Consider the following 25,596-nt stretch of genomic DNA (forward strand, 5'->3'; position numbering starts at 1 on the left):
TAGAGTGCTAATCATCTATTTATTTACCATATCCATTTTTGCCTGTCAATACGTAAACCAAACAGGATCTTCCATATATAGTTTCCAACTATGTAAAAAGTACGATTCAACTATAAGCTCAAATCGTACTCCATTCCATTATTCTTGTTTAGCCAATTTAACTAATTGCTCTAACTCAGGTGTAAATCCTTTCACTGCTTTTTCTCCTACCACCGTAACAGGAACTCCTAAAAAGCCAAACTTCTCCACTTCTTCTTGGTATTCTTGTTTTTCCAATACATCTCTAACTTCAAAGGAAATGTTTTCTTTTGTTAGAAACTCTTTCACATATGTGCATTCCACACAATTTTTAGTAGAATATACAATAACTTGGTTGCTCACGTTGTTCATCCTTTCCTATCTTTCTATTGTATCTAGCCAGGTTTGTGCCATAAGCATATTTCCAACAGATGTCATATGAACACCATCCGTCGTTAACGCCACATCACTTTTTCGTTTTAGAAACGTTAAAAACACCTTATGTGTTGGAACAACTATTGCTCCACATTTTTTAGCAAGATGGTGTATAGCTTTTACATACGGGACTAATAACTGATTTCCTTCTGAATGGATATCCTCTTCAATAATCGTCGGTTCCATTAAAATGAGGTTTGCCTTTGTTTTCGTTTGAACTTGCTCCAGCAAATCAGAATAAATTTGTTCAAAACGATCAGGATAAATTTGTTCGATATCAAGTCTATCTAATTGCCTCCACACATCATTTATCCCAATCGATATCGAAACCCAATCTGGTTGCAATGAAATGACATCACTTTCCCATCTTGATGCCAAATCATCGACACGATTCCCCCCAATTCCTTTATTAATAATTGTATACTCTTTTCCTTGTGTATAATAGTAATCTCGTATGAGGCGAACATACCCATCCCCTATTCCTTCCTTATCTTCTCTTCTTCCACAATCTGTAATACTATCCCCAATAAATATGATTTTATCTTTTGGTTGTAGCATCAAATCTCTCCATTCTAAAAGGACTTTATCAATGATTCAAGAAAGTAGATGTTTTTTCCTTTTTTTGAAAGTGAAATAGGTTCCATTCTCTTTTAAATCGTTATAAAAAGTAGTTCTAGCTATACTTCACTACTCTTTTATTAATTCCAGTAATCCATCAAAAATAACTTCATTACCAGCAACGATTAAATACCCTCTTGAGAGTTTTTTCTTTGCCACTTTTCCACCAGCTTCTTGGACAATTAATAATCCAGCTTCAAAATCCCAGCGGTTAATTTTATATTCCCAATACGCTTCAAACTGTCCACCAGCAACATGGCATAAATCGAGAGCTGCACTTCCTGTTCGACGAATGTCGCCTACTTTTAAAATGACAGCATTAAATTGTTTGACATTATTTTCCGGATGCGTTGCTTTATCGTAGGGGAACCCCGTTGCAACAATCGCCTTAGGCATGGAATCAATCGAAGACACCGACAGTCTTTTTCCATTTAGAAAAGCACCTTGCCCACGAATTGCCTCATAGCACTGTTTCAATTGAGGTGCTAAGACAACGCCGATGACTGTTTCTTTCTCATAATTAACTGCAACTGAAATACAAAACATAGAAAATCCATGCGCATAATTTGTTGTACCATCAATTGGATCAATCACCCATTCATACCCTGAGTTCCCTTGTAATTGACCAATTTCTTCTGAGTAAATGGAATCATCAGGGAAGTTTTCTTTAATTTTTGCTTGAAGGAACTCATCTGTCCATAAATCCATTTCAGTTACTAAATCATTTGCTGCTGACTTTTGTTCAACTTGTAACCCTTCATTCATTCTTTCCACTTGTCGCTCGCCAGCTTCAAACATCCAACTTTTTAAGAGCTCTAAGCGTAGTTCCCATTGTTGTTCCAACATGTTATCACCTGTCTTTTCTGTTAGTATTTCATCCGTTTTATCATCCTCTACATTATTCATATTACCTACTCTCTACAAACATTTCTAGATAGAGCACTTACCTTTTTTTCTATTGTTTTTTTAACAATCTTTCGACAATATCATTTGTTATTTTTGGATTGTATGGAAAATGTTATAATAGGAATAATAGCACAACTCAACTGCCATTCGTTTGTTAGAAAGGAAAAAACAATGCATAGAAAAACAGAACGTACCGTTAATTGGATAATGTATATCACGATGCTTATCGCTATTTTTATCGTGCACAACTCCAATCCCAATGATAAACTTACGCTTTCTATACTTTGTGCTGGATTTTTTTTGATTCATCTTTTTCGTTATAGTATTTTTAAACTTCCAATTAAAAGGTTTTCTACAAAATTACTATTATTGAATCAATTAATAATTGCATTCCAAATTCAAATTATTGATGGTTCGTTTGTACCACAAATGTTCTTGTTTATTCTTATTACAGAAGTCGTATATAGGTCAGATAAACGGTTCAGTATTCCCTTTAGTATTCTTGCTTATTTCTGTTTTGTTTTTGGTATTTATCTCCATGTTAATCCAACTCATTTTTCTGAAATTGCATATGTACTACCACGCTTTTTGGAATATGCACTTTTCTTTGCTTTAAGTAAAATAGCCAAACATGCCGTTCTTAATCAACACCAATTAGAGAAAACCTATACTCAACTAAAGTTTACGATTTCAGAGTTAGAAGAAAAAACACTAATGGAAGAACGAGTTAGACTTTCAAGAGAAATACATGATACTGTCGGGCATACATTAACGAATTCAATCGTTGGTGTAGAAGCAGCTAAACGTCTTCTTAGCCGAGGTAAAATTGAAGAAGGTATTCAAAAACTAAACGATGCACAGGACTATGTCAAAAAAGGGTTGGCAGACGTTCGAAAATCCGTTAAGACACTACATAACAACCATTCGTTTCTACATTTACGAACAAGTCTTATCTCTTTAATGGAAGAAACAAGGAAGCAAGCAAGTATAACGATTCACTATACCATTCAAGAAAACTTACCTTATCTTACGCCACAACAAGAGCTAGCCATCTATCGTTCACTACAAGAAGGATTGACAAATGGCCTTCGACATGGCGAAGCAACTGAATTTGATTTTACATTGGAACAGGTCGATGAAGAATTGCATTTTACCTTGCAAGACAATGGCTATATGCCTAAAAAAATTGAACTTGGGTTTGGCTTAACTATGATGAATGAACGAATTAAGTCATTAGATGGTAATTTTGCGATTATGAACGGTCCTTATGGAGGTTGTATATTATCCTTTACTCTTCCACTCACTGACCAGCATAAATTATTGCAGGATAATAAAGAATTGTCATCATAAGAAAAAGTAGGAATTTGTCGAAAAAAATACCTTTTGTTTTCCTCACTTGTAAGTATAATAAAGTTAATAGGACTTTTTACACTATAAAACTTATCAAACTTTGATTGTATATTAGTGTAAATACACTTTATAGGTAGAAAGTTATGTTGAAGGTGGCGCAATGATGTATAACCTTTATATGGACACTTGGGTTATATGGAGCTAGTAGTGTAACCGACCCTCGCTTTGCAAGTGGGGTGCTTTGATGTATAGTCTTTATTTGGACACTTGGGCTATACGGAGCTAGTAGTGTAACCGACCCTCTTATTTAAAAAACTTTATTTAAGAGGAGAAATGAACATGGTAAAAATCAACCGCAAGAAAATTGTCACAACTGTCTTAGCTACTAGTTTAGTATTTGGAGTAGGCGCTGCTGTTGAAGCTGCTTCCAAAGCTCCAACAAAGGAAACACAAACAGCAAGAACGGCACAAGAAAGAGTAACTGGTGTAATTTCTTATGATAACGTAGTCGTCACTCGTTATGCATCAGAGTTTCAACTTAGTGGCACAGTCGTTATTGATGGTCCCCAACTAGTCGTTGACATTCCAACTGCCAAGAATGTTTCTGTAACAAAATTAGCAGATAAAACATGGAGTTTTGTTGCTACTGTCCCTGCAAATGGGAAAGGTGATGTGAACTACAACATTTCCGCGTATACGATTTACACAAACGGTAAACCAGCTGGAGATGTTCACACACGTGCAACAGCTGTTACACAATCCGTTCATATCCCTTATGTAGTCTCTACTTTAGCAGAAAACAGAAACTGGACTTCTTATGACCGTGAAACTAATGAATTCACTCTCTCTTATGATGAGGTTGAAACGTGGTCTACTGGCGCACCTGTTGTCAATGCAAAAACTGGAAAAGTTAGTGGTACCGAAGCTTCTTTTCTAGTGCCTGGTACTCAAACAACAGTAACAGATATTCCTGTCGCTAACCGTGACTTCACGGTAACTAGTGAAGAGGCCACTTGGTCATTTAATAATGAATCAGGAACATATAAAGTCAACTTCCCAATTACGGTTGTTGATAGTAAAGGCGATACTAGAACTGAAACAGTAACAAAAACTGGATTAACACCTAATACTTTTGTCAATGTGACTGCTTCAGTTACAGACTTGTTTGGTACTATTTCAAAAGAAGTTTCTTTAACTGTTCCGGCTGCTCCTATAGTAGAACAGCCTGTTGTTGTAGTTGAAAGAATTTCTAATATTAGTATTGATTTAGAAGCACAAGGACCTAATCAGTTTAAAGTCGTGGCTACTTATACGATTCACTATAGCAATGGAACAACAAAACGAGTGGTAAAAGAAACTTTGGAGGGTGGAAATATTTCTAACCCAACGACTCAAAATCAAAATTCTGTAACAAAGGAATATAAGATTTCAGGAATTCCACATCTAGTAACAGCTGTATATAACTCAAAAACGAAATCAGTTTATGCTTTAGTTGAAAAATTATAAGATTAACGAAAGAGACAGAAAATAAATTCTGTCTCTTTTTTATTTATACCTTATATTTTTTAATAATCAACGAAAGCGACGTTGATAGCTTCGCTAGTTTTGCTCCAATCTCTGTGGTGCTTTCCATTTGTTGCATTTGACCTTCACTAATGGCAAGCATTTCTTCTGCACTTGCTGATGTCTCTTGTGAAACCGACGATAACACTTCCGCCGATTGTTCTAATTGTGGGAAGACAATCTCAATTTCTTTTAGCTTACTATTCATACTATGAAGATTACGACTAACTGTTTCAATCTCTTCCATCAATTGGTCAAATGCAGATTTAGAATCATTTGCTACATTTAAATTCTTCTTCATCTTGCTATGTATTTGCTCAAATTCCTCAGATGCTTCAGCTGTTATCGTTTCCATATTTGCAATTGAGTTTGTAACTTCTTCCATAGCAGATGAGCTTTGTTCCGCGAGTTTCCTAACTTCGTTTGCAACAACAGCAAATCCCTTTCCTGCATCGCCTGCTCGAGCAGCTTCAATTGTTGCATTGAGTGCGAGCAGTTTTGTTTGTTCCGCAACACCTTGTATTAACAAAATAACTTTTGAAATTTGTTGTGAATAGCTTTGGACTTGATTGACTGTTTCAGTTAATCGTTCAAAGTCATATTCAAATGTACAAATCGTCGCGATTAGTTGTGAAACTTTTTCTTCCCCTTGTACGGCTGAATCATTCATCGTATTTGCACTTGCAAACACCGTGTCCATCTTTTTCATCATCGATTCAATCTTATATTTCATTTCTTTAAAACTTCCAACACTATTTTCTGAGCTTGTTGCCGTTTGTTCTGCACCTTTTGTAACAATGTTAATCGCAGAAATTAATTGCTGACTCGAAGATAGTGCGTTTTCTGATGAAGACATTAATTCATCACCTGTTTTTTCTAATTGAACCGTTGTATCATTAATTTCGCGAATCATTTCTTGCATTTGAATCATCATCGCTGAAAAGCTTTTATGTAAAGATACAAGTTCTGGAACTGTTGTCTTCATACTAAAAGATGCTTGGTCCAAAGTCCCATTTCTCACATCTTTCATTTTAGTTCGAAGTATCGATAATGGTTTTGTTATCGAGCGAACAAATAAAATAAGGAACAATGAAACTATAATCATACTTCCCAAAGTAATAATAAAGGAAAATAAAGCCATGTTATAAACTGGGCTTAAATAAGACCGGGTCGATGTAACCATGAGATAAATTCCTTCAATTTCTTTTACCTCTTGAAACGTCATTGTGTATTTTTCATTTTCTATTGATGTTTGATAAACACCATTTCTTTCTGTTTTTATTCTATTTAACTCTGTTTCTGGAATAACAATGCTAGCGTCTTGACTAATTTGAAACGGCCTAATTTCCTTCTCAACTAAATAAAAAAATTCCGTTTCAATTCCATCCTCTTCTAGCTTTTGCTTCTGCCTTCGTACATTACTTTCTAATTGCTGAATAAAATAATCATGATCACTAACATAGGTGAACTTTAAATTTTCTGCTATAGACTGAAGTAAGTCACCTTCTCGTACGAGTCTGTTTTCCATCATCTCAATTGCCATATCCTCTGCTTTTACATAAGAACTAATAGCAACTGTGGCTACAGATAAAACTAATAATGTGACGAATAGTAGAATTAACCTAGTTCCTACATTTAGCTTTTCGGCAATGTAAAAATAATATCGGGTCAAGCCTGTTTCCTTTTCTTTCCCTCTTTGACTGTCCATATTCCCCTCCCAAAATCACTGAGACTTTCGTCGGGTTCAATTATACCTTCTCACTGTAAATATTATGTAAATTTAATGTTAATTTTAGAACAATTAAGAAAAACGCGGGAGCGTCTTTTCATTTCATGCGAAGTGCGCAGCCTTCGCTCTTCTAGAATAAGCTTTCAAAGCTTCACTGCCAGACCAAAATTTTTCTTACCTTTTATAAAAGACTGCCTAGTATACTAAGCAGTCTAAGAGATAAAATCTATTTATAAATATCTTCTTCCTTAAGATACCCCTCTTTAATGACAGTTTCTTTTACATTATCTTTTGTCACTGTAATTGGCTCTAAAAGGATGGATGGTACGCTTACTTTCCCATTTTCAATTGTATGATTCGTTTCAATTTCTTCTTGTTTTGCTATCCTCATGGCCACACTTGCTGCTTGTTCAGCAAGCATATTAATGGATTTATATACGGTCATCGTTTGTGTCCCGTTAACTACTCTTTGCACCGCAGCCAATTCTGCATCTTGACCAGAAACAGGCACTTGTCCATCTAAACCTACTTTTGCTAACGCTCGAATAACACCGCCTGCTGTTCCATCATTAGCAGCAATGACCGCATCAATTTGATTACCATTCCTTCGTAAAGTCTCATCCATATTTTCTTCTGCTACCGCAGGGTTCCAACCATCAGTATACCCATCAGAAACTAGTGTAATGTCCCCTTTTTCTATTAGTGGTTGTAACACTTTCATAGCTCCAGCTCTAAACAATACCGCATTATTATCAGATTCTGCTCCCCCTACATACGCAAACTCACCAGAGGAGACATGATTTAAAATTTCTGTCGCTTGTAGTTCCCCCACTTTTTCATTATCAAAAGAAATATAATAATCTAAATCAGCATTACGGATTAAGCGATCATACGAAACAACCTTCACATTTCTTTCGTGTGCCATTTCAACGATTATTGCTGACGATTCAGCATCTTGAGGGACGACAACTAAAACATCCACCCCTTCTTCAAGTAACAGCTCTGCCTGTGAAATTTGAACTTCACTACTTCCGTTTGCAGCAAGAGTTTTCACTCGTCCTCCTAGTTTCTCAACCTCACTCTCAAACAATTCCTTATCGTTATACCATCGCTCATCTTGAAGTGTATCTAGTAAAAATCCTATATAAATATCCTCTTGGTTCGATATTAATTTATTCTGATTTTCGCTAATCGACAATTGTTCTGTTTGTGAGCACCCTGTTACAAACAAGAAAGCAATGACCAATAACATTTTATATTTCATCGATATACCCATGAGATTTCCTCCTTTCATTCTTTTATAAACGAAATCGTTTTATTAATAAATTCATTTGCTCTACTCGTGAAGATAATGCTTTTGCACTTTTTGAAATTGTATCGACCGACTGACTTTGTTCTATTACAGAAGCTGCGATTTCTTCTGCTCCTGCTGCCGATTCCTCTGAAATAGCAGCAATATTTTCAACGGATTCATTAATAGTCTGACTTGATGTTTCTACTTTTTTGAACACAAATGACACTTCATTGATTTTATCTGACATCTCTTCTACTTTCACTTTAATGTTTGTGAATTCCTTACCTGTTTCTTTTATCATCAGTGTTCCTTTATTAACCTCTTCGTACCCATGCTGAAGCTCATCGGCCATCGTTGTCGTTTCTTCTTTAATTGAATAAACAATTCCAGCAATATTTTCAACAGAATGTGTTACTTCTTCTGCAAGCTTGCGAACTTCTGTTGCAACAACAGCGAACCCTTTTCCTGCTTCACCTGCTCTTGCTGCTTCAATTGATGCATTTAACGCTAATAAATTTGTTTGCTCCGCAATCGATTTAATTACATGGACGATTTCAGTAATTGACTGTGTTTTTCCTTCTAAACTTTTTACTTTCAAGACAGATGATTCCATCACTTCATTCACAAGACCAATCTGTCCTAATGAATCTTTCATTTGTTTATCACCTTGAGCAGACACTTGTAACACTTCTTTTGAAAAGACAACTAGTTTTTCACTATGTTCTCCAACTAATCGAATGTCCTCACTAAAGTCTTGAGTATTTTCCGATATCTTAGCCGCACTGTCAGCTTGTGTTGTTGAGCCTTTTGCCATTTCTTCAATCGTAGTCGCAACCTGTTCACTCCCAATCTTCACTTCATCTGCAGAATGAAGCAAAGTTTTACTTTGGACATCCACTTCACTTGATAAGGTTGAAACTTCTGATATCATATCTCGTAAGTTTGTCCCCATTACATTTATAGAATGTGAAAGTTGTCCAATCTCGTCTTTTCCAACATACGCTAATTCTTCATTATTTAACTGCCCTGAAGCAATCTCTTTACTTCGATTAACAATGAATTGAAGGTTATTTTTAATACCACGACTAATCCAAATTAAAAAGCCAGCGGATACTACGATCGAAATTGTAGTTGAGAAAATTAATATAATAATAATCGTTCTTAAATCATTTTGGGCAGATTGTATGGCAGATTGATTAAACGTTGTTGCTGCGATTCGTAATTCATCTCCGAGAAGTGCTGTCTCGGTTTTTAATGCATTCACTTCCGCTTGAATTTTTTGAAATTCAGCAGTATTAATTTGCTGAACATTTGGTACTACGATGCTAAAGAAATATTGATCAAGTTCATGATTATTTTCAATCATTTGATTAAATGTCGTCACTTGCTCTTCAGGCAAATGTTGTTGTAACTGTTTTGCAACAACAACGAATTGCTTGCTATATTCTAAATACTCATGTAGTTTCTCTTCCTCTGCTAAAAGTAAATATTCGGGTATTAATGTGTATTTCTCATGATACAAAGCAATTATGTCACTTGCATGCACAGCAACTTCACTTTTCACTAACGTTTTTTCCATTTCTTTATTTGTATTATTTAAGAACAAATACGTTATAACAATAGACATAAGAAACGTACTTGCCATGATTGCAAATACAATAAAGTATTTTCCCCCAATACTTATATTTGACCATTTCTCTTTTATCACTGATGTTCCCTCCACAACGCTTTATATTCTTGTGATGATTCTATATATATATATCGGTTTAAGTCGGAAACTTTTCAATGTAAACCTTCTTCAAATCTCATTTTTGCGGTCAGAGCAGCCGTTATGTGTGAACATGATACGGGTTTCGGTTTTTTACCGGCCACAGGAGCGCTTATTCACGCAAAAGCAACTCTATTCCTAGCCTTATATTATGATTAAGTGCTCCTGTGGCCACCAACGTTCCAAAACGCTAGCAATGTTCACAGATAACGGTTTTCATGGCCGCTTAATTACCGTAAACAACAAAAAAACAGAGAATTTAATCTCTGTTTTTTGACTTTTGGATTTTATGTATAGCAGGAATATCAGCGGGTGCCCAGTCTAATGTATGGAGTTCTTCTTTTTGTAACCACCGAAATTCAATATGTTCTGTTATAGTAGGATGACCAGCTACTAGTTGACAATAAAAGGTTGTGAGATGAACAATGCCGAAATCATATTCATACACCGTATACTCAATTTGTTCACCGACTTCAATTTGACATTGAAGTTCCTCTTCTATTTCACGTTGTAGAGCTTGTTTTGGACTCTCTCCTTTTTCTATTTTCCCACCTGGAAACTCCCATTTTAACGGTAACACTTTTGAATGTCCTCGCTGTGCACATAATATCGTACCTTCATGTACAATAACAGCACCAACTACGTGAATTTCTTTTTTCATTTCCTTGTTTTGAACCATTTTATTTTACAAACCAAACATGTTTTATTTTATCATCGATTATTTCGTACATTGCGACCGCATATAATTCGACACCATTTTCTCTTCCTGTTACAAATTCATGATCTATAACAATATTTCCTTTGACAACTCGGTTTAAAAGTTCTGCATGATTATTTGGGTTATCATTAAATAACTGTGTGTAACGTTCCCGCATTCCTTCTTTTCCTTTATACATCACATGTTGTGACGGAAACTCCATAACAACAACATCATCTGCATAGACATGTAAAAATCGTTCAATATCTCCTACGTTATAGGCATCAAGTTGTTCCTGAGCTAATTCTGTCGCTTTTTTTTCATTGTTCATTTTCAACATTCATCCCTTCTAACTTCCTAGGTACCAATTATAGCATGTTGCTTTCCTAACTATTTACTCCTGCACTTGGTTTCAAATTCCCTACTTCACTTGTTTTTCTATCACTTCTACCTTAATTTCGCGATGCTTCATATGTAAAAGCAAATCATCAAGTGTGACAAGTTCATACGGGAACAATACTCCACTCTCCTTTTTCGTGAGTAATTGTTTCGCAATCGCCACTGCAACACTCGCTGTTATACCATAATCAGAATCTGCTGTAATGGTACATGTTTTCTTATGTACTTTTCCTCTTATTTTTCCAATGACTTCAACAGTAAGGGCAACATGTTCCGGTGAAATTCGATGATGAGGGATAAATGCTCCTACATGTTGTTTTTTTATTTTCTTAATCAAACCTGTCTTCACTAAAATCGCTAGTAATATAGTAAAAGCCTTTTTATTCCACGCAGTCCAATAATAAACGTTTTCTATCCCTAAACCAGTTTGAAGCCATTTACTTTCATCATGGTGAATTAGCCGCACTTCTTGATTTAATGATAGTTTTTGAAAGTCCATTTTCCGTTTCTTTGAAAAGCCTTTAACTTTACGGTGCTCACATTCAACCTCTTTACTAATAATCGCTAACATATCGATAATTCCTGTTAAACCAGCTTTCGCATTTGTATTTTGTAACAGTCCTACATGCACTTCAGAAATTTCTGAATACTGTTGAATCGTATGATTAACCATTACACCTGATAATCCCGGAAAAAAACCAGCCATAACAACTGTCGGTACCTCTTCTTCTATTGCTGTTGGATGTAGTTCTTTTACTTGTTGAACAAAGTCATGAAATACTGTGACATCAACTGATGGGATTTTTTGTTTAATACACATTTTCTGTATGAGAGGTTTCTCTTGTTGAACGGCAACAATGACGATATCTATATGTAAAAGGGCTTTTTCTATAGATAATTCATCGTGAACATCGACATAACGAAATTCGGCAACTTCTCCATATGTGCTGGCGAGTTTTTCACCACGATTTTTTTTATAATCTCCTATCAATAGTCGAGATGTTGGCATCATCTGTATCACTTCATTACAAATCATTTGCCCTAGAATACCTGCAGATCCAACAACTAAAATATTTGTCATGCTTACCTCCCCGAATAAATATTATTCACGATGCGAGATATCGCCTTCCACTATCATGTTATAGTCGTTCCCACTAATGGTCATGATCGTTAAACTTGTATCATGAATATATGGTGGTTGCCACAGTTGCTTAAGCGGTAAGTTTTTACACTTCGCTAGTAATACTTTTATCCATACCGAATGGCTAACAACTAAAACGGTACCTGTTTTGTGGTTTTTAACAACCGATCGCAAAAAAGCATCTACTCTTTTTTCGATGTCAAAAAATGTTTCTCCTGTTTCCGTTGTATATAAATGTGGTGTATTCCAAAACGCAAAGTACTCATGAGGAAATTGTTGTTCTAACTGTTCTAGTGTTTGCCCTTCCCATTCACCTAAATGAATTTCTCGTAAGTTATCATCTTTGAAAATACATATGCTGCGCTGTTGTTTTATGATTTCTGCTGTTTGAAACGCTCGTTCACTGGGACTTGAATAGATAGCATCGAACTTCGTGTTTTGTAAGCGATTCGCTAACAGTATAGCATTCCGACGCCCTTTTTCTGTTAAGTTCGAGTTTTTCCATCCTTGTAATCGTTTTTCAATGTTCCATTCTGTTTCACCATGCCTTGTTACATATAGAGTGAGCATTCTCATTTTCCTCCCTTGCTTCGACTATGTTCCATATTATTCTACTATTTTTCGGGAAATAATACCGAAAGAACTTTCAACATTTTGACAGATTTCAAGTTTCCTAGGCAATATTTTTGAACGTAGCTTTAACTGTACTCAATATTTCTTTCTAGAATAAGCTTTCAAAGTATTGCTGCTAGACCAAAATTTTTATACTCCCTCATTAAAAAAAAGACGTGAACCATCACGCCTTTTTCTACATTTTTTGTTGCTATTCTCTTTGTTTTACGACCAACTTCTTTAACTCCCATTTCCTCAAGTTAAACAACGTCTTACCTGTTGCTCCAAATCGAACCGAGTCTTCATTTGTTGCTGGATAAAAACGAGCAGTGAACGTTTCTTCCCCCCCATTAATGAAAATTTCAATTGATGATGTATCAAGAAAAATGTGTAGTGATTCTAATTTCGGAAGTGCACATTGTCGTTTTTCTGTTACACCATCAACATAACTTTGTCTCTCTAATGTAAATATTTTTTGTTCACTAGAGTATATCACTCTTGCTGCTGACCCAAAGATAATATCAAACATTCCAGTTTCAACGGCTATTTCGTCTAATTTTAGTTCGAGTGATTTGCCTTTAACTTGTTCAAACTCAACTCTTTGCTTATCCATTGCCACCTGGTGAGAAACGGCTTCACCTTTTCGTAATTGCTGCAATTCGATTAAAGGAAGTTGCAACAGCTTATTGTCTCGGATAGTTAACTCACGAGGCAATGTCATATTGTGTAACCATCCATACTGTATCGTTGGATGCGATTGTTCATCTTGGTCAGGAACACTCATCCAAGCATACAAAATCCGTCTTCCTTTATCGTCTTCTGTCGTCTGGGGCGCATAGAAATCAAAGCCACGATCTAATTCTTCAAATTCTCCATGTTCATATGTCCCATTGTTTGAATCAAATCGACCGACCACATACCCCGCTTGATAGACATTTTGATATTTCATTCCTTCTGCTTCTATCCCTTGTGGGGAGAAAACAAAAACGTCTTGCCCATCCAACGAAAACAAATCAGGGCATTCAAACATATAGCCGAAATTGGCGAGCTTCCCCGATCCCCCACCAGCAAGAAGGCCTTCGTCGTTCCAGTCGATTAAATTATCGGATGAAAACAAGACAACAGCTCCTTTTTTATCCGTTGTTTGAGCACCAATCACCATAAAAAACCGACCATCTTGTTCCCACACTTTTGGGTCGCGAAAATGAGCTGTATATCCTTTTGGTAGAGTAATAACTGGTCCTTTTTTTTCAAATGAAAGACCATCATTTGAGACCGCAAGACATTGGTATGTTTCCCGCTCCCCTTTTTCATTTTTCACATTTCCTGTATAAAATAAATACAGCTGATCGTTATGTTCAATCGCACTTCCAGAATAACAACCGTCTTTTTCATACGATTCAGAAGGGGTTAGTGCGATTGACTCATGTGTCCATTCCACAAAATCCTTCGTTGTATAATGTCCCCAAAATTTGGCCCCATGTCCTGTTTTAAATGGCATCCACTGATAAAATAAATGGTAAACTCCTTTAAATTGAATCCAACCATTTGGGTCATTTAGCAATCCTATAGGTGGCATAATATGATAATGGAGCCGATACTCATCTTTTTCTACAATCTCTTGACCTTTTTTCACCAGTTCAACTACGTTATTTCGCAATTGCTCATCTTTTGTCATTCCGCATCCTCCTTTAATAATTGTTTTACTTCAAGTAATGTCGGAAGTGCGGTCATCGCCCCTTTTGTTGAAGCCGCGAGTGCACCAGATACGGAAGCAAAAGCAGCCATCTTTATTGCTTCTTGTACTGTCAATGTCTCAATACGCCCTTCATATTCATGTAACGAATAAAGCATTCCCGATACAAACGCATCACCAGCCCCTGTCGTATCAATCGCTTTCACCTTCAGTGCAGGAACATGAGCAGAACCTTCCCTTGTATACACATAGCTTCCCTTTCCACCTAATGTGACAAGAAGCAAAGGAATTTGATAGTCTTTCAACTTCTCGACACCAGCTTCAATAGTTGCTTCACCAGTAATAAATTCTAATTCTTCTTCAGAAATTTTCACCATATGTGCTTTGTTCAACATTGAGATTATCGTTTCTTTTGCTTCCACTTCAGAATTCCATAAGCCTAAGCGCAAATTCGGATCATAAGAAATTATTAACCCATGCTCTCTTGCTTTTTCAACCGCAAATCTTGTCGCCTCTTTTGCTGGACTGCTAATCATGGATATTGAACCAAAGTGTAAGATTTTGTTTGTTTCAAACACGCTTTCATTTATTTCATTTGCTTCTAGAAACCTATCCGCGCTCGGATTAATATAAAAATCAAAACTCCGTTCACCATCTTTTGCATTTGTAACAAACACAACACCTGTCCGAACATCCTTAGTTAAAGTTAATTGCTCTGTTTTAACACAGTAGCTTTCTAATGTCTCCTTTAAAAAACGTCCTAACACGTCATCTCCCACTTTTCCTATGAATGTGGAAGGCAGACCTAATCGAGAGACCCCTACGGCTACATTAGCTGGAGCTCCGCCAGGGCTTTTTTGATAGGTAGTATTCGTTTCATCTAACGGAATAAAGTCAATAAGTGCTTCTCCTAAAGAAAGAATTCCTTTTTTCATCCCATTCATTCCTCCTATGTAAAACATCCTTTTCTTATCGTAACCTAAACTATCTAAAAAGTTGAAGGATGTCAGAAAAAATCTCTGACATCCCATGTTTTTTATTCTTTTGGATCTTCTTTCCATCCTAATAACAATGTTGCTATAAATGCACCTGATAGAGCAATTAAAAATCCAATTCCATAATTAACTGGATCTTTCGCAATTGCAAACATCGGAATACCTGTTATCCCAATTCCATTTGCCATCACTTGAGTGAAAACAACATAGGCTCCACCAAGAGCACCACCAATCATTGCCCCGATAAATGGGCGACGGTATCGCAAGTTCACCCCGAAAATAGCTGGTTCTGTAATTCCAAGAAATGCGGAAACTGCAGCTGGAAGAGCAATACTCTTCGTTTTTTGAATTTTAGTTTTCACAAAAACAGCTAATGTCGCACCACCTTGAGCTACGTTTGCCATCGCCCAAATTGGTAACAAATAGTTTCCACCAACGTTCACTAATAGTTCCGCCTCAATCGCATGGAAACTGTGATGAACACCGGTTAATACAATCGTTGAATATAGTCCTCCGAAAATTAAACCAGCTACTGGACCTGCTGTACCATAGACAAAATCTAGTACCATTGTAATTCCATTTCCTAAACCACGACCTAATGGGCCAATAACTAGAAGTGCAATAAATCCAGTTAAAATGACTGTTAAAAACGGTGTTAACAATAAATCAACTACGTTTGGAATCACTTTGCGTAACGCTTTTTCAATTTTGGACATGAGGTAAACCGTTAATAATACTGGAATAACGGTTCCTTGATACCCTAACATTTCAACACCAAATCCGAAGAAATCAAGCGTTTCCGGTTGAGCATTACTTAATCCCCATGGATTTAATAAAGCGGGATGCGTCATAATTCCACCAATAACGGCCCCTAAATACGGATTCCCACCAAATTCTTTTGCTGCACTATAACCAATTAATATTGGCAAAATGATAAAAGCAGCTGACGAGAACATGTCTAACATCATAAAAAGGGCGCTTTCAGGGTCCACCCAATTATACGTGTTCATCAATCCTAATAGCCCCATTAACATACCAGATGCTACAATCGCTGGAATAATCGGAACAAAAATATTTGATAATGTTCGCGCAAAGCGAGCAAGTGGATTCATTTTACGTTTCGCCGCGTCACTATGAGATACGTTTTCCTTTTTCTCTTCTGAATTCGCCCCTACGAGTGGACCAAAATGAGCAAACACTTTGTTTACAGTGCCTGTGCCAAAAATAACTTGAAACTGACCACTACTCAAAAACGCTCCTTTTACTTCGTCCAAATCTTCAATCGCCTCTTTGTTAATTTGGCTTTCGTCTTCAATGACAAGACGAAGACGTGTTGCACAATGAGTAGCGCTTACAACATTGTCGGCTCCACCTAAGTGTTCAACGAGTTGTTTTGCTATTTCTTGATGATTCATTACAATTCCCCCCTAAAATGTATAATAAAAAAAGACCTAAAATATATAAAGTACACATAGGTAGGTCAAGATTAGACGATCTACCTATGTCGCCTTACACATTTTAGGTCTTGCCTGCATCTGCAGTAACAATCCTACGATATAAAGTTACGAATTACTAATTGCCATTTTACAAGATGAAAACGTTATCGTCAATATAAAACGACAAATTATTTTTGTGACAATCTTTGGATATGAAGTGAAATATAAGCAATTTCCGAAGGTGGGAACACGATTCCATATTCGTTTTGTAAAAACACCGCCACTTGGTTGGAACACTCATACGCTTTTTTATATTTGATTTGAATTAAGCTCAACATATCCTCATCAATTGGGTCAAAATCAGTTCCTTGTTCTATTCGGTGTAACGCAAAACGAAGATGCGTGATCAGCCGTTGATAATTAATGCTTGTTTCTTCAATCGTCACACCCATGACAGACTCGACTTGCTCAACAAAATCTCGCAATATTGAAGCTCGTTCAAGTGATTCACTCATCGAATGACCACCAATTTTTGCCGTATGAATATGAAGGGCAATATGGGCGGCTTCATCTAGTGGAATATCGACTCCGACCTCCTCTTTAATCAAATCCTTTGCCCAAAGCCCGATTTCAAATTCTTTTTTGTACAATAATTTAATTTCATTTGTTAGTTTGTTTTTGATTGGAAATCCTTGCTCAAGCCGCTCTAATGCAAAAGATAAATGATCTGTCAGCGCAATATGAATATGGTCATTTAACGGTTCTTCTAGGTGTCCTTCTGCATAACTAATAATCTGTTCGGCTAACTCAATATGTTTTTCAGGCAGTGTTGCTAATAATTGTTGAAACTTTTCTGAAGATTGATCATGCAATACAAATATTTTTTCGATATTTGCTTTTGCGATGATGTCATTTTTCTTCTTTTGAAAAGCAATGCCATTACCCATTACTATTTTTTCTTGTGTCCCGTCAATGACAACAACAGCATTATTATTTAATATTCGAAAGATACGCATCTTGATCTCCTCTAATTAAAATCATTGTTTTTTATCTTATCATATACAATATTAAGAACGATAGTAATTTTTACTTATTTGTGTAAAAATCCCAATCTATTTTTATATTAAAAGTTATATCTTTATTTTCATTTTTTTAGTATTATTAAGGTACAAAATACCTATAACTTTTTTCCTTGTTCATTTGAATGCTAGGAGCTGTATATGATGAAAACACAAAAGAAAACCACTCTGTCCTTTATTTTTCTAGTTTCCTATATCATTCTCTATTATATTTGGATTATTATCTGGAAACACGACGAAACGATTCTGACTATTGGTGGTAATACTCTTTCTATATTAGCTGGAATTGTAGCAACGATTTGGCTACTACAAGCTCGTCATCGTAGTAAACCTTCACATCGTTCTTTTTGGCTATTACTGGCATTAGGGACGAGTAGCTTTATCATTGCCGAGCTTATTTGGACTTATTATGAAAATGTGTTACAAGTAAACGTCCCATTTCCTGGATATCCAGATTTATTTTATATGTTACAAGGTCTCTTTTTTCTGGCCGCTCTCTTTCTTCTTATTTTCAGTAATAGGCGTAATACAAAGCTACTAACGTTTGTATTTGACCAAGCCATCATTATGATTGTTGCCATTACTTTTAGCTGGCATTTTGTTATAGAACCAACTTTATCCTCTGATGGTACGATCGATGGAGCTGTTCTTGTATCATTAGCATATCCAATAATAGACCTAGCCTTACTTTTCGCAGCCATTCTATTGTTTTTTGGAATTAGCAAGGACTACTTGAATGGTTCTGTCGTATTTTTTATGTTTTTAGGATTCCTTCTTCTAGGCTTTGCTGATTTAGTTTATCTGTATATTATTATGACAAGCAACTATTCATCGGGGGATTGGATCGATCCATTATTTGCAGGAAGCATTTTTCTTGTTGGATATTGTGGGGTCGTTTCATATCGAGATGAAAATGAAGATAAAGTACTAAGGCCAAATCGTTTCATTGAAAGTAGTCGCATCGCATTTCCTTATTTGTTAGTTTTTTTATTGTTTACTTTCATGTTAGTTACCGATAAGTTGGAACGAGGACTACACTCACTAGAAATTGGGACATTATTGGCGATTCTTCTTCTTATCATTCGTCAAATTATTGTCATTATAGAAAACCGTCGTTTAATTCAAAATTTACTTTGCAAAACAGATGAACTTGACCTTAGTGAACAACGATATAAGTCACTTTTTGAATTTCATCCTGATGCAGCTTATTCTGTCGATTTAGAAGGCCATTTCACTAGTGCGAATGCAGCCTGTTCAAATTTATTAGGTTATAAAAAAGATGAACTTATAGGTCTATCGTATAGTCTATTTATGAATGACATCGATCGCGACCGTGTTAGATCTCATCTTGTAAAAGTAATGGCTGGTCTCCCCCAACGTTATGATATTCAGATTCATAATCGAGAAGGAACCCTCTTTTATATGAGGATTACGAATATCCCGATTCTTGTAAAAAATAAAGTCGTTGGGATTTTTGGAATCGGGAAAGATATTACTGAACAACAAAAAAATGAAGAGAAAATCAAACATCTTGCTTACCATGACTCATTAACAGGTGTTGCGAATCGGATGTTATTTGAGAAACAAGTCGATGAAACAATTGAAGAAGCAAAACAAAAAGATGAACGCTTTGCTATTGTCTATCTGGATTTAGACCATTTTAAGTCGGTAAATGATAAGCTAGGACACGATATTGGTGATAAATTATTAATTAACGTTTCAAAGCGTTTACAAGAAGTGATTAGAAAAACCGATACCATAGCTAGACAAGGTGGCGACGAATTCACATTATTAGTTAAAGGAATTACTCAAAAGGAAGACATCATTCGTTTTGCTGAAAAAATTGTAGCGACATTGCAACAACCGTATCATATCGATGGCCATGAAATTAAAAGCCTTCCTAGTGTAGGAGTTTCCATGTTTCCATTCGACGATACGACGACAGAAGGTTTAATGAAGAAAGCAGATACTGCGATGTATGATGTAAAACAAAATGGAAGAGGCCATTATAAGTTTTATGACGAAAGTAAAATGACGGTTTCAAAGATGCGGAAATTGGAAAAAGATTTGCAAAAAGCATTAAAAAGAGATGAGCTTTTTCTTCTATACCAACCTCAAGTAGAATCAAAAACAGGAAAAATTGTCGGTGTCGAAGCCCTTCTTCGCTGGAATCACCCCGAAATGGGGATTGTGTCTCCTGTTGACTTTATTCCAATTGCCGAACAAACGGGAATGATTATTCCGATTGGTGAATGGGTGTTAATTGAGGCTTGTAAGCAAATACAATTGTGGAATGAACAAGGATACACTTTAAAAGTCGCAATAAATGTATCACCTGTACAACTCCAACAAGATTCCATCGTTGAACGATTCTTAATGATCTTACAAGAAAAAAATGTGAATCCAAATTTGATTGAATTTGAAATAACCGAAGAAACAGCGATTCAAAATATTGAACAAGTTATTCTGAAATTACAAACCTTTAAAAATAGTGGTATTACCATTTCCATCGATGACTTTGGAACCGGTTATTCAGCATTATCAAGTCTAGCCTCTTTCCCAATATCGACTTTAAAAATTGCTCGGGAGTTTACAAATCAATTAGAACGAGGCAATTCAAATCAAACCATTATCACATCGATTATAATGCTAGCAAAAAATTTAAAGCTTGCCGTCATTGCTGAAGGTGTTGAAAATGAAAGTCAAGCTGAACTTCTAAAAGACATGCAATGTGATGAAATGCAAGGTTTTTTATTTGGAAAACCTGTCACACCAAAAGAGATTGAAAAACAACTAAAACAAAGACCAGATATGGATTCGTAAACATATCTGGTCTTTTATTCGTTTCTGTTCTTATAGTTATATTTATAATTAAAATGACACAATGTTGCTAACACAACAATTGTAAACAATAAAAAGAAGAAATCTTGTTGCCGATATCCATGGACATGCAATATCGTAAAAGATAAAAGCAATAAACTCATGACTAACAAATTAAACAACCAAAATTTCCTCAATCGGATCACCATACTTTTATTAGCTTTTCCTAATTATAGTCAATATCTTGTATATTCCCAAGTGACAGTAGTCCTAGTCTGCATTTTTTACCCTAACGGACATACGATCCGTTATTCTTGTATAATCGAGCGATTTCTAGTTGCTATTGGACATTTGTTCCGTTATACTCACATTTTGCAACAAAAGGAGGCTTAATTTTAGAGAGTAACGGAACAGATGTCCTTTAGCTAAACTAAAACTGCTGTTTTTTTAGTACATAGCGGAATAGGTGTCCGCAACGAAAGTCAAAACCAAACCATTATTCATTCGGATTAATGACAATTTCAACACGGCGATTTCGCTTTCTTCCGTCTTCATTATTGTTTGAAGCAACAGGTTTCGCTTGACCATATCCTATTAATTCAAACTCCAAATGATCAATAGATCCATTTTCAGATATAAAGTCCATTACAGATTGAGCTCGTTCTTCCGATAACGTTAGATTATAGTCTTCACTTCCTTGACTATCTGTGTGTCCCCGGATTTCTATGCTCGTACCATCCTCTAATGTCTCTAACACTTTCACTATATCTGCTAACACTTCTTTTGCATCATCCTTCAATTTACTTTCATCAAAGTCAAACAACATATCATCTAGTACACTCATCATCGTCTCGCCATCATCAGTTGTTAATAGGATATCATCAGAGACTTCTATTTCAGGTGGATCGAGGTAGACACGAGTAGAAATCCGTTTGGAACCATCCGTTCGCTCAACAACGATGTCCCCTTCCATTTTTTCATAATTTTCTCCATAAGCTTCTGTCATTTCTGTCGGAACTTTACTATTTGGACTATGTGTAAACAGATGAACAAAACCTTCTTTTCCAAGTGAAGTATAGCGAACCATAATTTCAAATGTTCCGTCTGGATTAATATTAGTTAATGGTTTAAATGAATTATTTTGCGGTAAATGATCATTTTCTGAATACCAATACTCAGCAAATAGTCCTGTTCCCTCCAATAAATTCGAACGACCATGAACATACATATAACGATGATCATTTGTAATCTCTGCCTCTATCCAAACGTTATTTTCTCCATAATCTTCCGGTCGCTCTATTCTTTCTGGAATATCAAAGGAAAACTCTGAAACATCTTCTTTTAATTGAATGACTTTTTCTAGTTTTGCTATTTGTTGAATTTCGCCTTCATTGTTTTCCTCACGATAAACAAGGGGACCTTCTATTTTCGCATTCCCCTCTCCGTAATGAGCTAGAACTTCATCTCGTTGATCAGCACGAAAACTTACGATAAGACGAAACTCTTTAGAGTCTAATGGATTAATCCGAGCTTCAAAGTTTCCTTGGTCATCAACGGTTGTGTTATCACTAATTGGAACATGAAGACCCGTTCTTGTTATCGATTCAAGGTGGACACGAATTCTTGATCCAGGTACTAAATTACTTTCTCCTAACACACGAATAAAATCTCCATCCACTTTCGCTTTCGCCGTCATTTCTACCTCATAATCTCCTAAATCTGCTTCTGGTGCTACTTCTTCTTCAATGACTTCTTCTATTTCTTCTTCCTCAGTATCATCTGTTTTTTCTACAACATTAGGTTGTTCTGGCTCATCTGGAGTATTTTCTACTTCTTCCCCAGAATTACAGCCTGTAAGGATAAGAGCAAAAAGAAAAAATAATGTTCCAATTAAAGTTAACGGTTGTTTCATCGTACTCCTCCTATTTTTCTATTGATACCATTAACTTTAACTATAACATGGCAGAAAATTGGATTAATGATGAAAATTGTTCAATTTGTTATTAAAACTATAGGACAATCATCCCGTTTTCTGTATAAACGACAAAGAGATATTCAAGTGAATATCTCCTCTATTTTTCCCCTTTTTATAAATGTGAAGCTTCTTTTTCTTTCTCTTTTCGCCGATACATATAAATCATTGAGCCTAAAACAACAGCTAAGATGCCAACGACAATATAATTATAGGAGTTTGTTGCTGTGGAAGGGAGAATTGTGTCTTTTTTTATACCTTCGCCTGAATCTATTGGTTTTTGTGGGCCCCCATCACTGTTTTCTGGATTAGGGTTTGTTGGTTGCTCAGGTTGAATCCCCTCTTGACCATCCGCAAAAAACAAAAACTCTGACTGAAACTCTAAGCCTTGAAACTCATTCCCTAAATGAGTGGGAAAACGAATCGTAAAGTCAAGATTCTCTTCATGGCGAGCTTTTAAATGCCGCGGAACAATACCCGTAAATTCACTAATTTTCCCCTCATATAAAAGAACATTTCCGTCTTTGATTTCTAATAAAAACTCATTATATAGCTTTTCCGAACCACTAAGTAACGTTACTTCTGTATTATAATAAAAATCTGAGTCTCCACGATTCTGAATAGTTAAAGACCGTCCTGACCAATCGCCTGGCTTCATATTGTCTACGGCAAATAATAAATTATCAGGAGACGTGGAAATGAATATGGACTTAGCTGCCGCAAAGGTATGCATGTTTGCTTGGATGTTGAACAATACAATTAGTAATGTTGAAACTCCTATGATAAAGCCAGTTATTCCTTTTTTTCTCTTTCCCATCTCATCACCTACAATCCGTAGTAAACTATATCACCTTTTACATTAACTCGTTTAGTTGTTCCGCTCTTTCAGCTTTTGCTCTCTTTTTATTCTCTTTTTCAAGTTGATTAATCGCTTGCCACATTGTCACACCTGAATACAGAACAAGGAATAAACCCGGTAAAATTAACAATAATGCAGCTCCTTCTTTTGATTGCGCAAAATTTCCGACATATCCTAAATACGGAATTGTAAATCCAGTATATTCAGCTACGACATTTTCAGATAAAACTAAACTACTATCTGGTGCGTTATTGTTATCCCCTTTTGTTTCATACATTACATGTTCGCCACTTTCAACCACACCAATGACACGGTGGGTTACTAGCTTTGTTTCATTTTCCATAAACGTAATAACATCACCTTCAGTGAATCTTGTCATATCTCCACCAGGTTTCACAGCAATGACTGACCCTGTTATAAATTCGGGTTCCATCGATCCAGACAATACTGTTTTTAATTGATAGCCAAATAGTTCAGGATCCCCACCTGATGCTTTAGTAGAAATGACGATAAAAACTAAAAATATCAATGTTATAAACAATACAAAACTGATTAGCCGACTACTCCACTTCATCATGGCTTTCATTCGTCTTCACCTTCTTTTTCAGATTGAGAATTTACTATTTCCTCTAAACTATCATCACTTGAAGTTTCTATTACTTCTTTCTCTTTCTCATTTACTGATTTTTCAGTGGCTTCTTCTTTACTATTTTCAGCAGACTCTTCTTTTTCTTCTTTCCTGTTTACTTCTTCCTCTTCTATTATAGGAGCTTCAACATTCTCTTCTTTCTCTATGAATTCTACCTCTTCTTTACTTTCCTCGACTTCTTCTGCCACATCACTGTTTGCTTCTTTTTCTTGTTTACCTTTACAGTTCATCATAATTTTATGACTCCAAATTGCTTCTCGCGTATCATAATTATCATTAAAGCCTGGACGTTGATATGCTTTAAATTTATAGGAACCTTCTTTTTCTGCTTCAAACTGGAGAGTAACGATTTCATTTTTTCCGATTGGATCAATAACTCCTTCATAGATGACATCACCTTTATGTTGAGGATTTCGGTTGTCAGTGGGCCAATAGACAACTTCATATTCTGTTGCATCCATCATGTCAAAGCCTTCATTTTTTATTTGAGCCGTAATAGAATTTGGTTCACAAGATTTGATATTTTCAGTGTTATGTTTTACAAATGTAAGTTTGCTACCATCCCACCATGTCCCAGACTGAATAGAAAATGATGTCTTTTTTGGATCATTGAAATAAGCAACAGTATCTGATGTCACAAGTGAAAGTGATAGAATGGATGCATACCAAATCGCAAGGATTTGCGCAAAGACAATTAACTTTTTATATTTTTTGCTTTTTTTTACACTACGAAGACTTCTCATTATCTACCCCTCCTATATTCCTCTTCTATTTATTATCATGAAATTACAATGTTTCCTTATAAACTCATGGTAATAAATAGGGAGAAAGGTGAGAATTCCTCACCTTTCTTTGTGTTCCTTATCATTATCTTCTTTGTCCATCTTCTTGGAAGCCTTCGAATGTCCAAGTAAGTTCTAGCTCTAAACCTTGTAGATGGTTTTGATTTTCACCTGTTTCTTCAAAAACGAACTTCACATCGAAATCATGAGATTCATTAACACCAATTCCTTGGTATTTCACATCATGGAACCCAACTGGAATCTTGCCTACGATCGGTAGGACAACATATTTCACTTCTTTATTTAACTTTGTAGCTAAATCTTCCGGAGTCATTGTATTTAATTCATGTAGAGATAACTCAAGAATGACATTATAATCTTTGTTTCCAGTTGTATTTTTTAAGAATTGGACAATAATAGAATCTGCATATTGAGCTGCTAGCTCTGGGTCTACTGCATTCCCATTTAAATCAGTTACCGTATAGTCAGTTCCTAAAGTTACATATTTAATTGGAAGTGACCCATTGTTTTGAAGTTCAAATGATCTCTTCATCCAGTCACCAGGTTTTAAATTTTCTAGGTCAACAATCACTTCTGGTGCTACATCTAAATCAATCGTACCTGAAGCAAATGTATTCGTTTGAACTGCAGTATCACTGAAATACGCAAACGTTCCTCCACCAATTAATGAAATTCCTAGTGCTGCTGATAAAACTCCCATACCTAATTTCTTTTTAATACTCATTATTATTCCTCCCTTTCGACCCCTTTGGGTATG

General features: G+C 35.8%; 23 protein-coding genes and 1 riboswitch. Of the genes, 3 read left to right on the plus strand and 20 right to left on the minus strand.

Annotation, left to right across the window (positions count from 1 at the left end; genetic code table 11):
* Positions 1–138: 138 nt before the first annotated feature.
* The 3 genes from T323_RS0108560 to T323_RS0108570 form a co-directional block, all read right to left on the minus strand.
* Entirely contained in the window at positions 139–381 is a 243-nt protein-coding gene (locus tag T323_RS0108560) for a glutaredoxin family protein (RefSeq protein ID WP_026672906.1), read from the minus strand.
* A 15-nt stretch (positions 382–396) separates the two neighbouring features.
* The gene (locus T323_RS0108565; protein WP_035178209.1) at positions 397–1,011 is read right to left on the minus strand and encodes an SGNH/GDSL hydrolase family protein; all 615 of its coding nucleotides are present in this window, start codon (positions 1,009–1,011) and stop codon (positions 397–399) included.
* A gap of 129 nt (positions 1,012–1,140) precedes the next feature.
* The gene (locus tag T323_RS0108570; protein WP_245613702.1) at positions 1,141–1,977 is read right to left on the minus strand and encodes an inositol monophosphatase family protein; all 837 of its coding nucleotides are present in this window, start codon (positions 1,975–1,977) and stop codon (positions 1,141–1,143) included.
* A gap of 171 nt (positions 1,978–2,148) precedes the next feature.
* Here T323_RS0108570 and T323_RS0108575 point away from each other — a divergent pair, with 171 nt between their 5' ends.
* Together T323_RS0108575 and T323_RS0108580 are read left to right on the plus strand one after the other, a co-directional pair.
* Positions 2,149–3,327 (plus strand): sensor histidine kinase, encoded by a 1,179-nt coding sequence (locus tag T323_RS0108575; protein ID WP_026672909.1) that lies wholly within the window; start codon positions 2,149–2,151, stop codon positions 3,325–3,327.
* A 225-nt stretch (positions 3,328–3,552) separates the two neighbouring features.
* A riboswitch (cyclic di-GMP riboswitch) is annotated at positions 3,553–3,636 on the plus strand.
* 30 nt (positions 3,637–3,666) lie between these two features.
* On the plus strand, positions 3,667–4,833 hold the full coding sequence (locus T323_RS0108580; protein ID WP_026672910.1) for a hypothetical protein: 1,167 nt from the start codon (positions 3,667–3,669) through the stop codon (positions 4,831–4,833).
* A gap of 43 nt (positions 4,834–4,876) precedes the next feature.
* Here T323_RS0108580 and T323_RS0108585 read toward each other — a convergent pair whose 3' ends face one another.
* The 11 genes from T323_RS0108585 to T323_RS0108635 form a co-directional block, all read right to left on the minus strand.
* Entirely contained in the window at positions 4,877–6,598 is a 1,722-nt protein-coding gene (locus T323_RS0108585) for a methyl-accepting chemotaxis protein (RefSeq protein ID WP_051556452.1), read from the minus strand.
* 247 nt (positions 6,599–6,845) lie between these two features.
* Positions 6,846–7,895, minus strand: a complete 1,050-nt coding sequence (locus tag T323_RS0108590; RefSeq protein WP_084309203.1) for a sugar ABC transporter substrate-binding protein — start codon at positions 7,893–7,895, stop codon at positions 6,846–6,848.
* Between the two features lie 22 nt (positions 7,896–7,917).
* The gene (locus T323_RS0108595; protein ID WP_035178218.1) at positions 7,918–9,621 is read right to left on the minus strand and encodes a methyl-accepting chemotaxis protein; all 1,704 of its coding nucleotides are present in this window, start codon (positions 9,619–9,621) and stop codon (positions 7,918–7,920) included.
* A gap of 319 nt (positions 9,622–9,940) precedes the next feature.
* Positions 9,941–10,342 (minus strand): (deoxy)nucleoside triphosphate pyrophosphohydrolase, encoded by a 402-nt coding sequence (locus tag T323_RS0108600; protein WP_026672914.1) that lies wholly within the window; start codon positions 10,340–10,342, stop codon positions 9,941–9,943.
* Between the two features lie 19 nt (positions 10,343–10,361).
* Positions 10,362–10,709, minus strand: a complete 348-nt coding sequence (locus T323_RS0108605) for a nuclear transport factor 2 family protein (protein ID WP_035178263.1) — start codon at positions 10,707–10,709, stop codon at positions 10,362–10,364.
* Between the two features lie 90 nt (positions 10,710–10,799).
* Complete coding sequence (locus T323_RS0108610; protein WP_026672916.1) at positions 10,800–11,858, minus strand: saccharopine dehydrogenase family protein; 1,059 nt, start codon at positions 11,856–11,858, stop codon at positions 10,800–10,802.
* A gap of 21 nt (positions 11,859–11,879) precedes the next feature.
* Positions 11,880–12,488, minus strand: a complete 609-nt coding sequence (locus T323_RS0108615) for a histidine phosphatase family protein (protein WP_026672917.1) — start codon at positions 12,486–12,488, stop codon at positions 11,880–11,882.
* A 253-nt stretch (positions 12,489–12,741) separates the two neighbouring features.
* The gene (locus T323_RS0108620; protein WP_026672918.1) at positions 12,742–14,208 is read right to left on the minus strand and encodes a sucrose-6-phosphate hydrolase; all 1,467 of its coding nucleotides are present in this window, start codon (positions 14,206–14,208) and stop codon (positions 12,742–12,744) included.
* Positions 14,205–15,161, minus strand: a complete 957-nt coding sequence (locus tag T323_RS0108625) for a carbohydrate kinase family protein (RefSeq protein ID WP_026672919.1) — start codon at positions 15,159–15,161, stop codon at positions 14,205–14,207. The genes T323_RS0108620 and T323_RS0108625 overlap by 4 nt, the downstream gene beginning before the upstream one ends.
* Before the next feature lie 101 nt (positions 15,162–15,262).
* A complete protein-coding gene (locus T323_RS0108630) occupies positions 15,263–16,636 on the minus strand; it encodes a sucrose-specific PTS transporter subunit IIBC (protein ID WP_026672920.1) in 1,374 nt (457 codons plus the stop codon).
* A gap of 209 nt (positions 16,637–16,845) precedes the next feature.
* Complete coding sequence (locus T323_RS0108635; protein ID WP_026672921.1) at positions 16,846–17,673, minus strand: PRD domain-containing protein; 828 nt, start codon at positions 17,671–17,673, stop codon at positions 16,846–16,848.
* Positions 17,674–17,880: 207 nt separating this feature from the next.
* On the opposite strand from T323_RS0108635, the gene T323_RS26375 reads away from it, so the two are divergent.
* Positions 17,881–20,559 carry a putative bifunctional diguanylate cyclase/phosphodiesterase gene (locus T323_RS26375; RefSeq protein WP_051556453.1) on the plus strand — a complete coding sequence of 893 codons (2,679 nt, stop codon included), beginning with the start codon at positions 17,881–17,883 and terminating at the stop codon, positions 20,557–20,559.
* 14 nt (positions 20,560–20,573) lie between these two features.
* On the opposite strand, the gene T323_RS28785 is transcribed toward T323_RS26375, so the two are convergent.
* From T323_RS28785 to T323_RS0108665, 6 genes are all read right to left on the minus strand, one after another.
* On the minus strand, positions 20,574–20,753 hold the full coding sequence (locus T323_RS28785) for a hypothetical protein (protein WP_156942418.1): 180 nt from the start codon (positions 20,751–20,753) through the stop codon (positions 20,574–20,576).
* Positions 20,754–21,052: 299 nt separating this feature from the next.
* On the minus strand, positions 21,053–22,468 hold the full coding sequence (locus T323_RS27920) for an OmpA family protein (protein WP_051556454.1): 1,416 nt from the start codon (positions 22,466–22,468) through the stop codon (positions 21,053–21,055).
* A 175-nt stretch (positions 22,469–22,643) separates the two neighbouring features.
* Positions 22,644–23,345: an LPxTATN C-terminal sorting signal domain gene (locus T323_RS27925; protein WP_051556455.1), complete on the minus strand. Its 702-nt coding sequence runs from the start codon at positions 23,343–23,345 to the stop codon at positions 22,644–22,646.
* A 37-nt stretch (positions 23,346–23,382) separates the two neighbouring features.
* On the minus strand, positions 23,383–23,973 hold the full coding sequence (gene sipW / locus T323_RS0108655) for a signal peptidase I SipW (protein WP_026672922.1): 591 nt from the start codon (positions 23,971–23,973) through the stop codon (positions 23,383–23,385).
* The gene (gene tapA, locus T323_RS0108660) at positions 23,970–24,779 is read right to left on the minus strand and encodes an amyloid fiber anchoring/assembly protein TapA (protein ID WP_026672923.1); all 810 of its coding nucleotides are present in this window, start codon (positions 24,777–24,779) and stop codon (positions 23,970–23,972) included. Before tapA ends, sipW begins: the two co-directional genes overlap by 4 nt.
* Before the next feature lie 124 nt (positions 24,780–24,903).
* Positions 24,904–25,563, minus strand: a complete 660-nt coding sequence (locus tag T323_RS0108665; protein ID WP_026672924.1) for a TasA family protein — start codon at positions 25,561–25,563, stop codon at positions 24,904–24,906.
* Between the last annotated feature and the right edge of the window lie 33 nt (positions 25,564–25,596).

The sequence above is a fragment of the Alkalihalobacillus bogoriensis ATCC BAA-922 genome, from assembly GCF_000621445.1.
Classification (GTDB): domain Bacteria; phylum Bacillota; class Bacilli; order Bacillales; family Bacillaceae_F; genus Bacillus_AO; species Bacillus_AO bogoriense.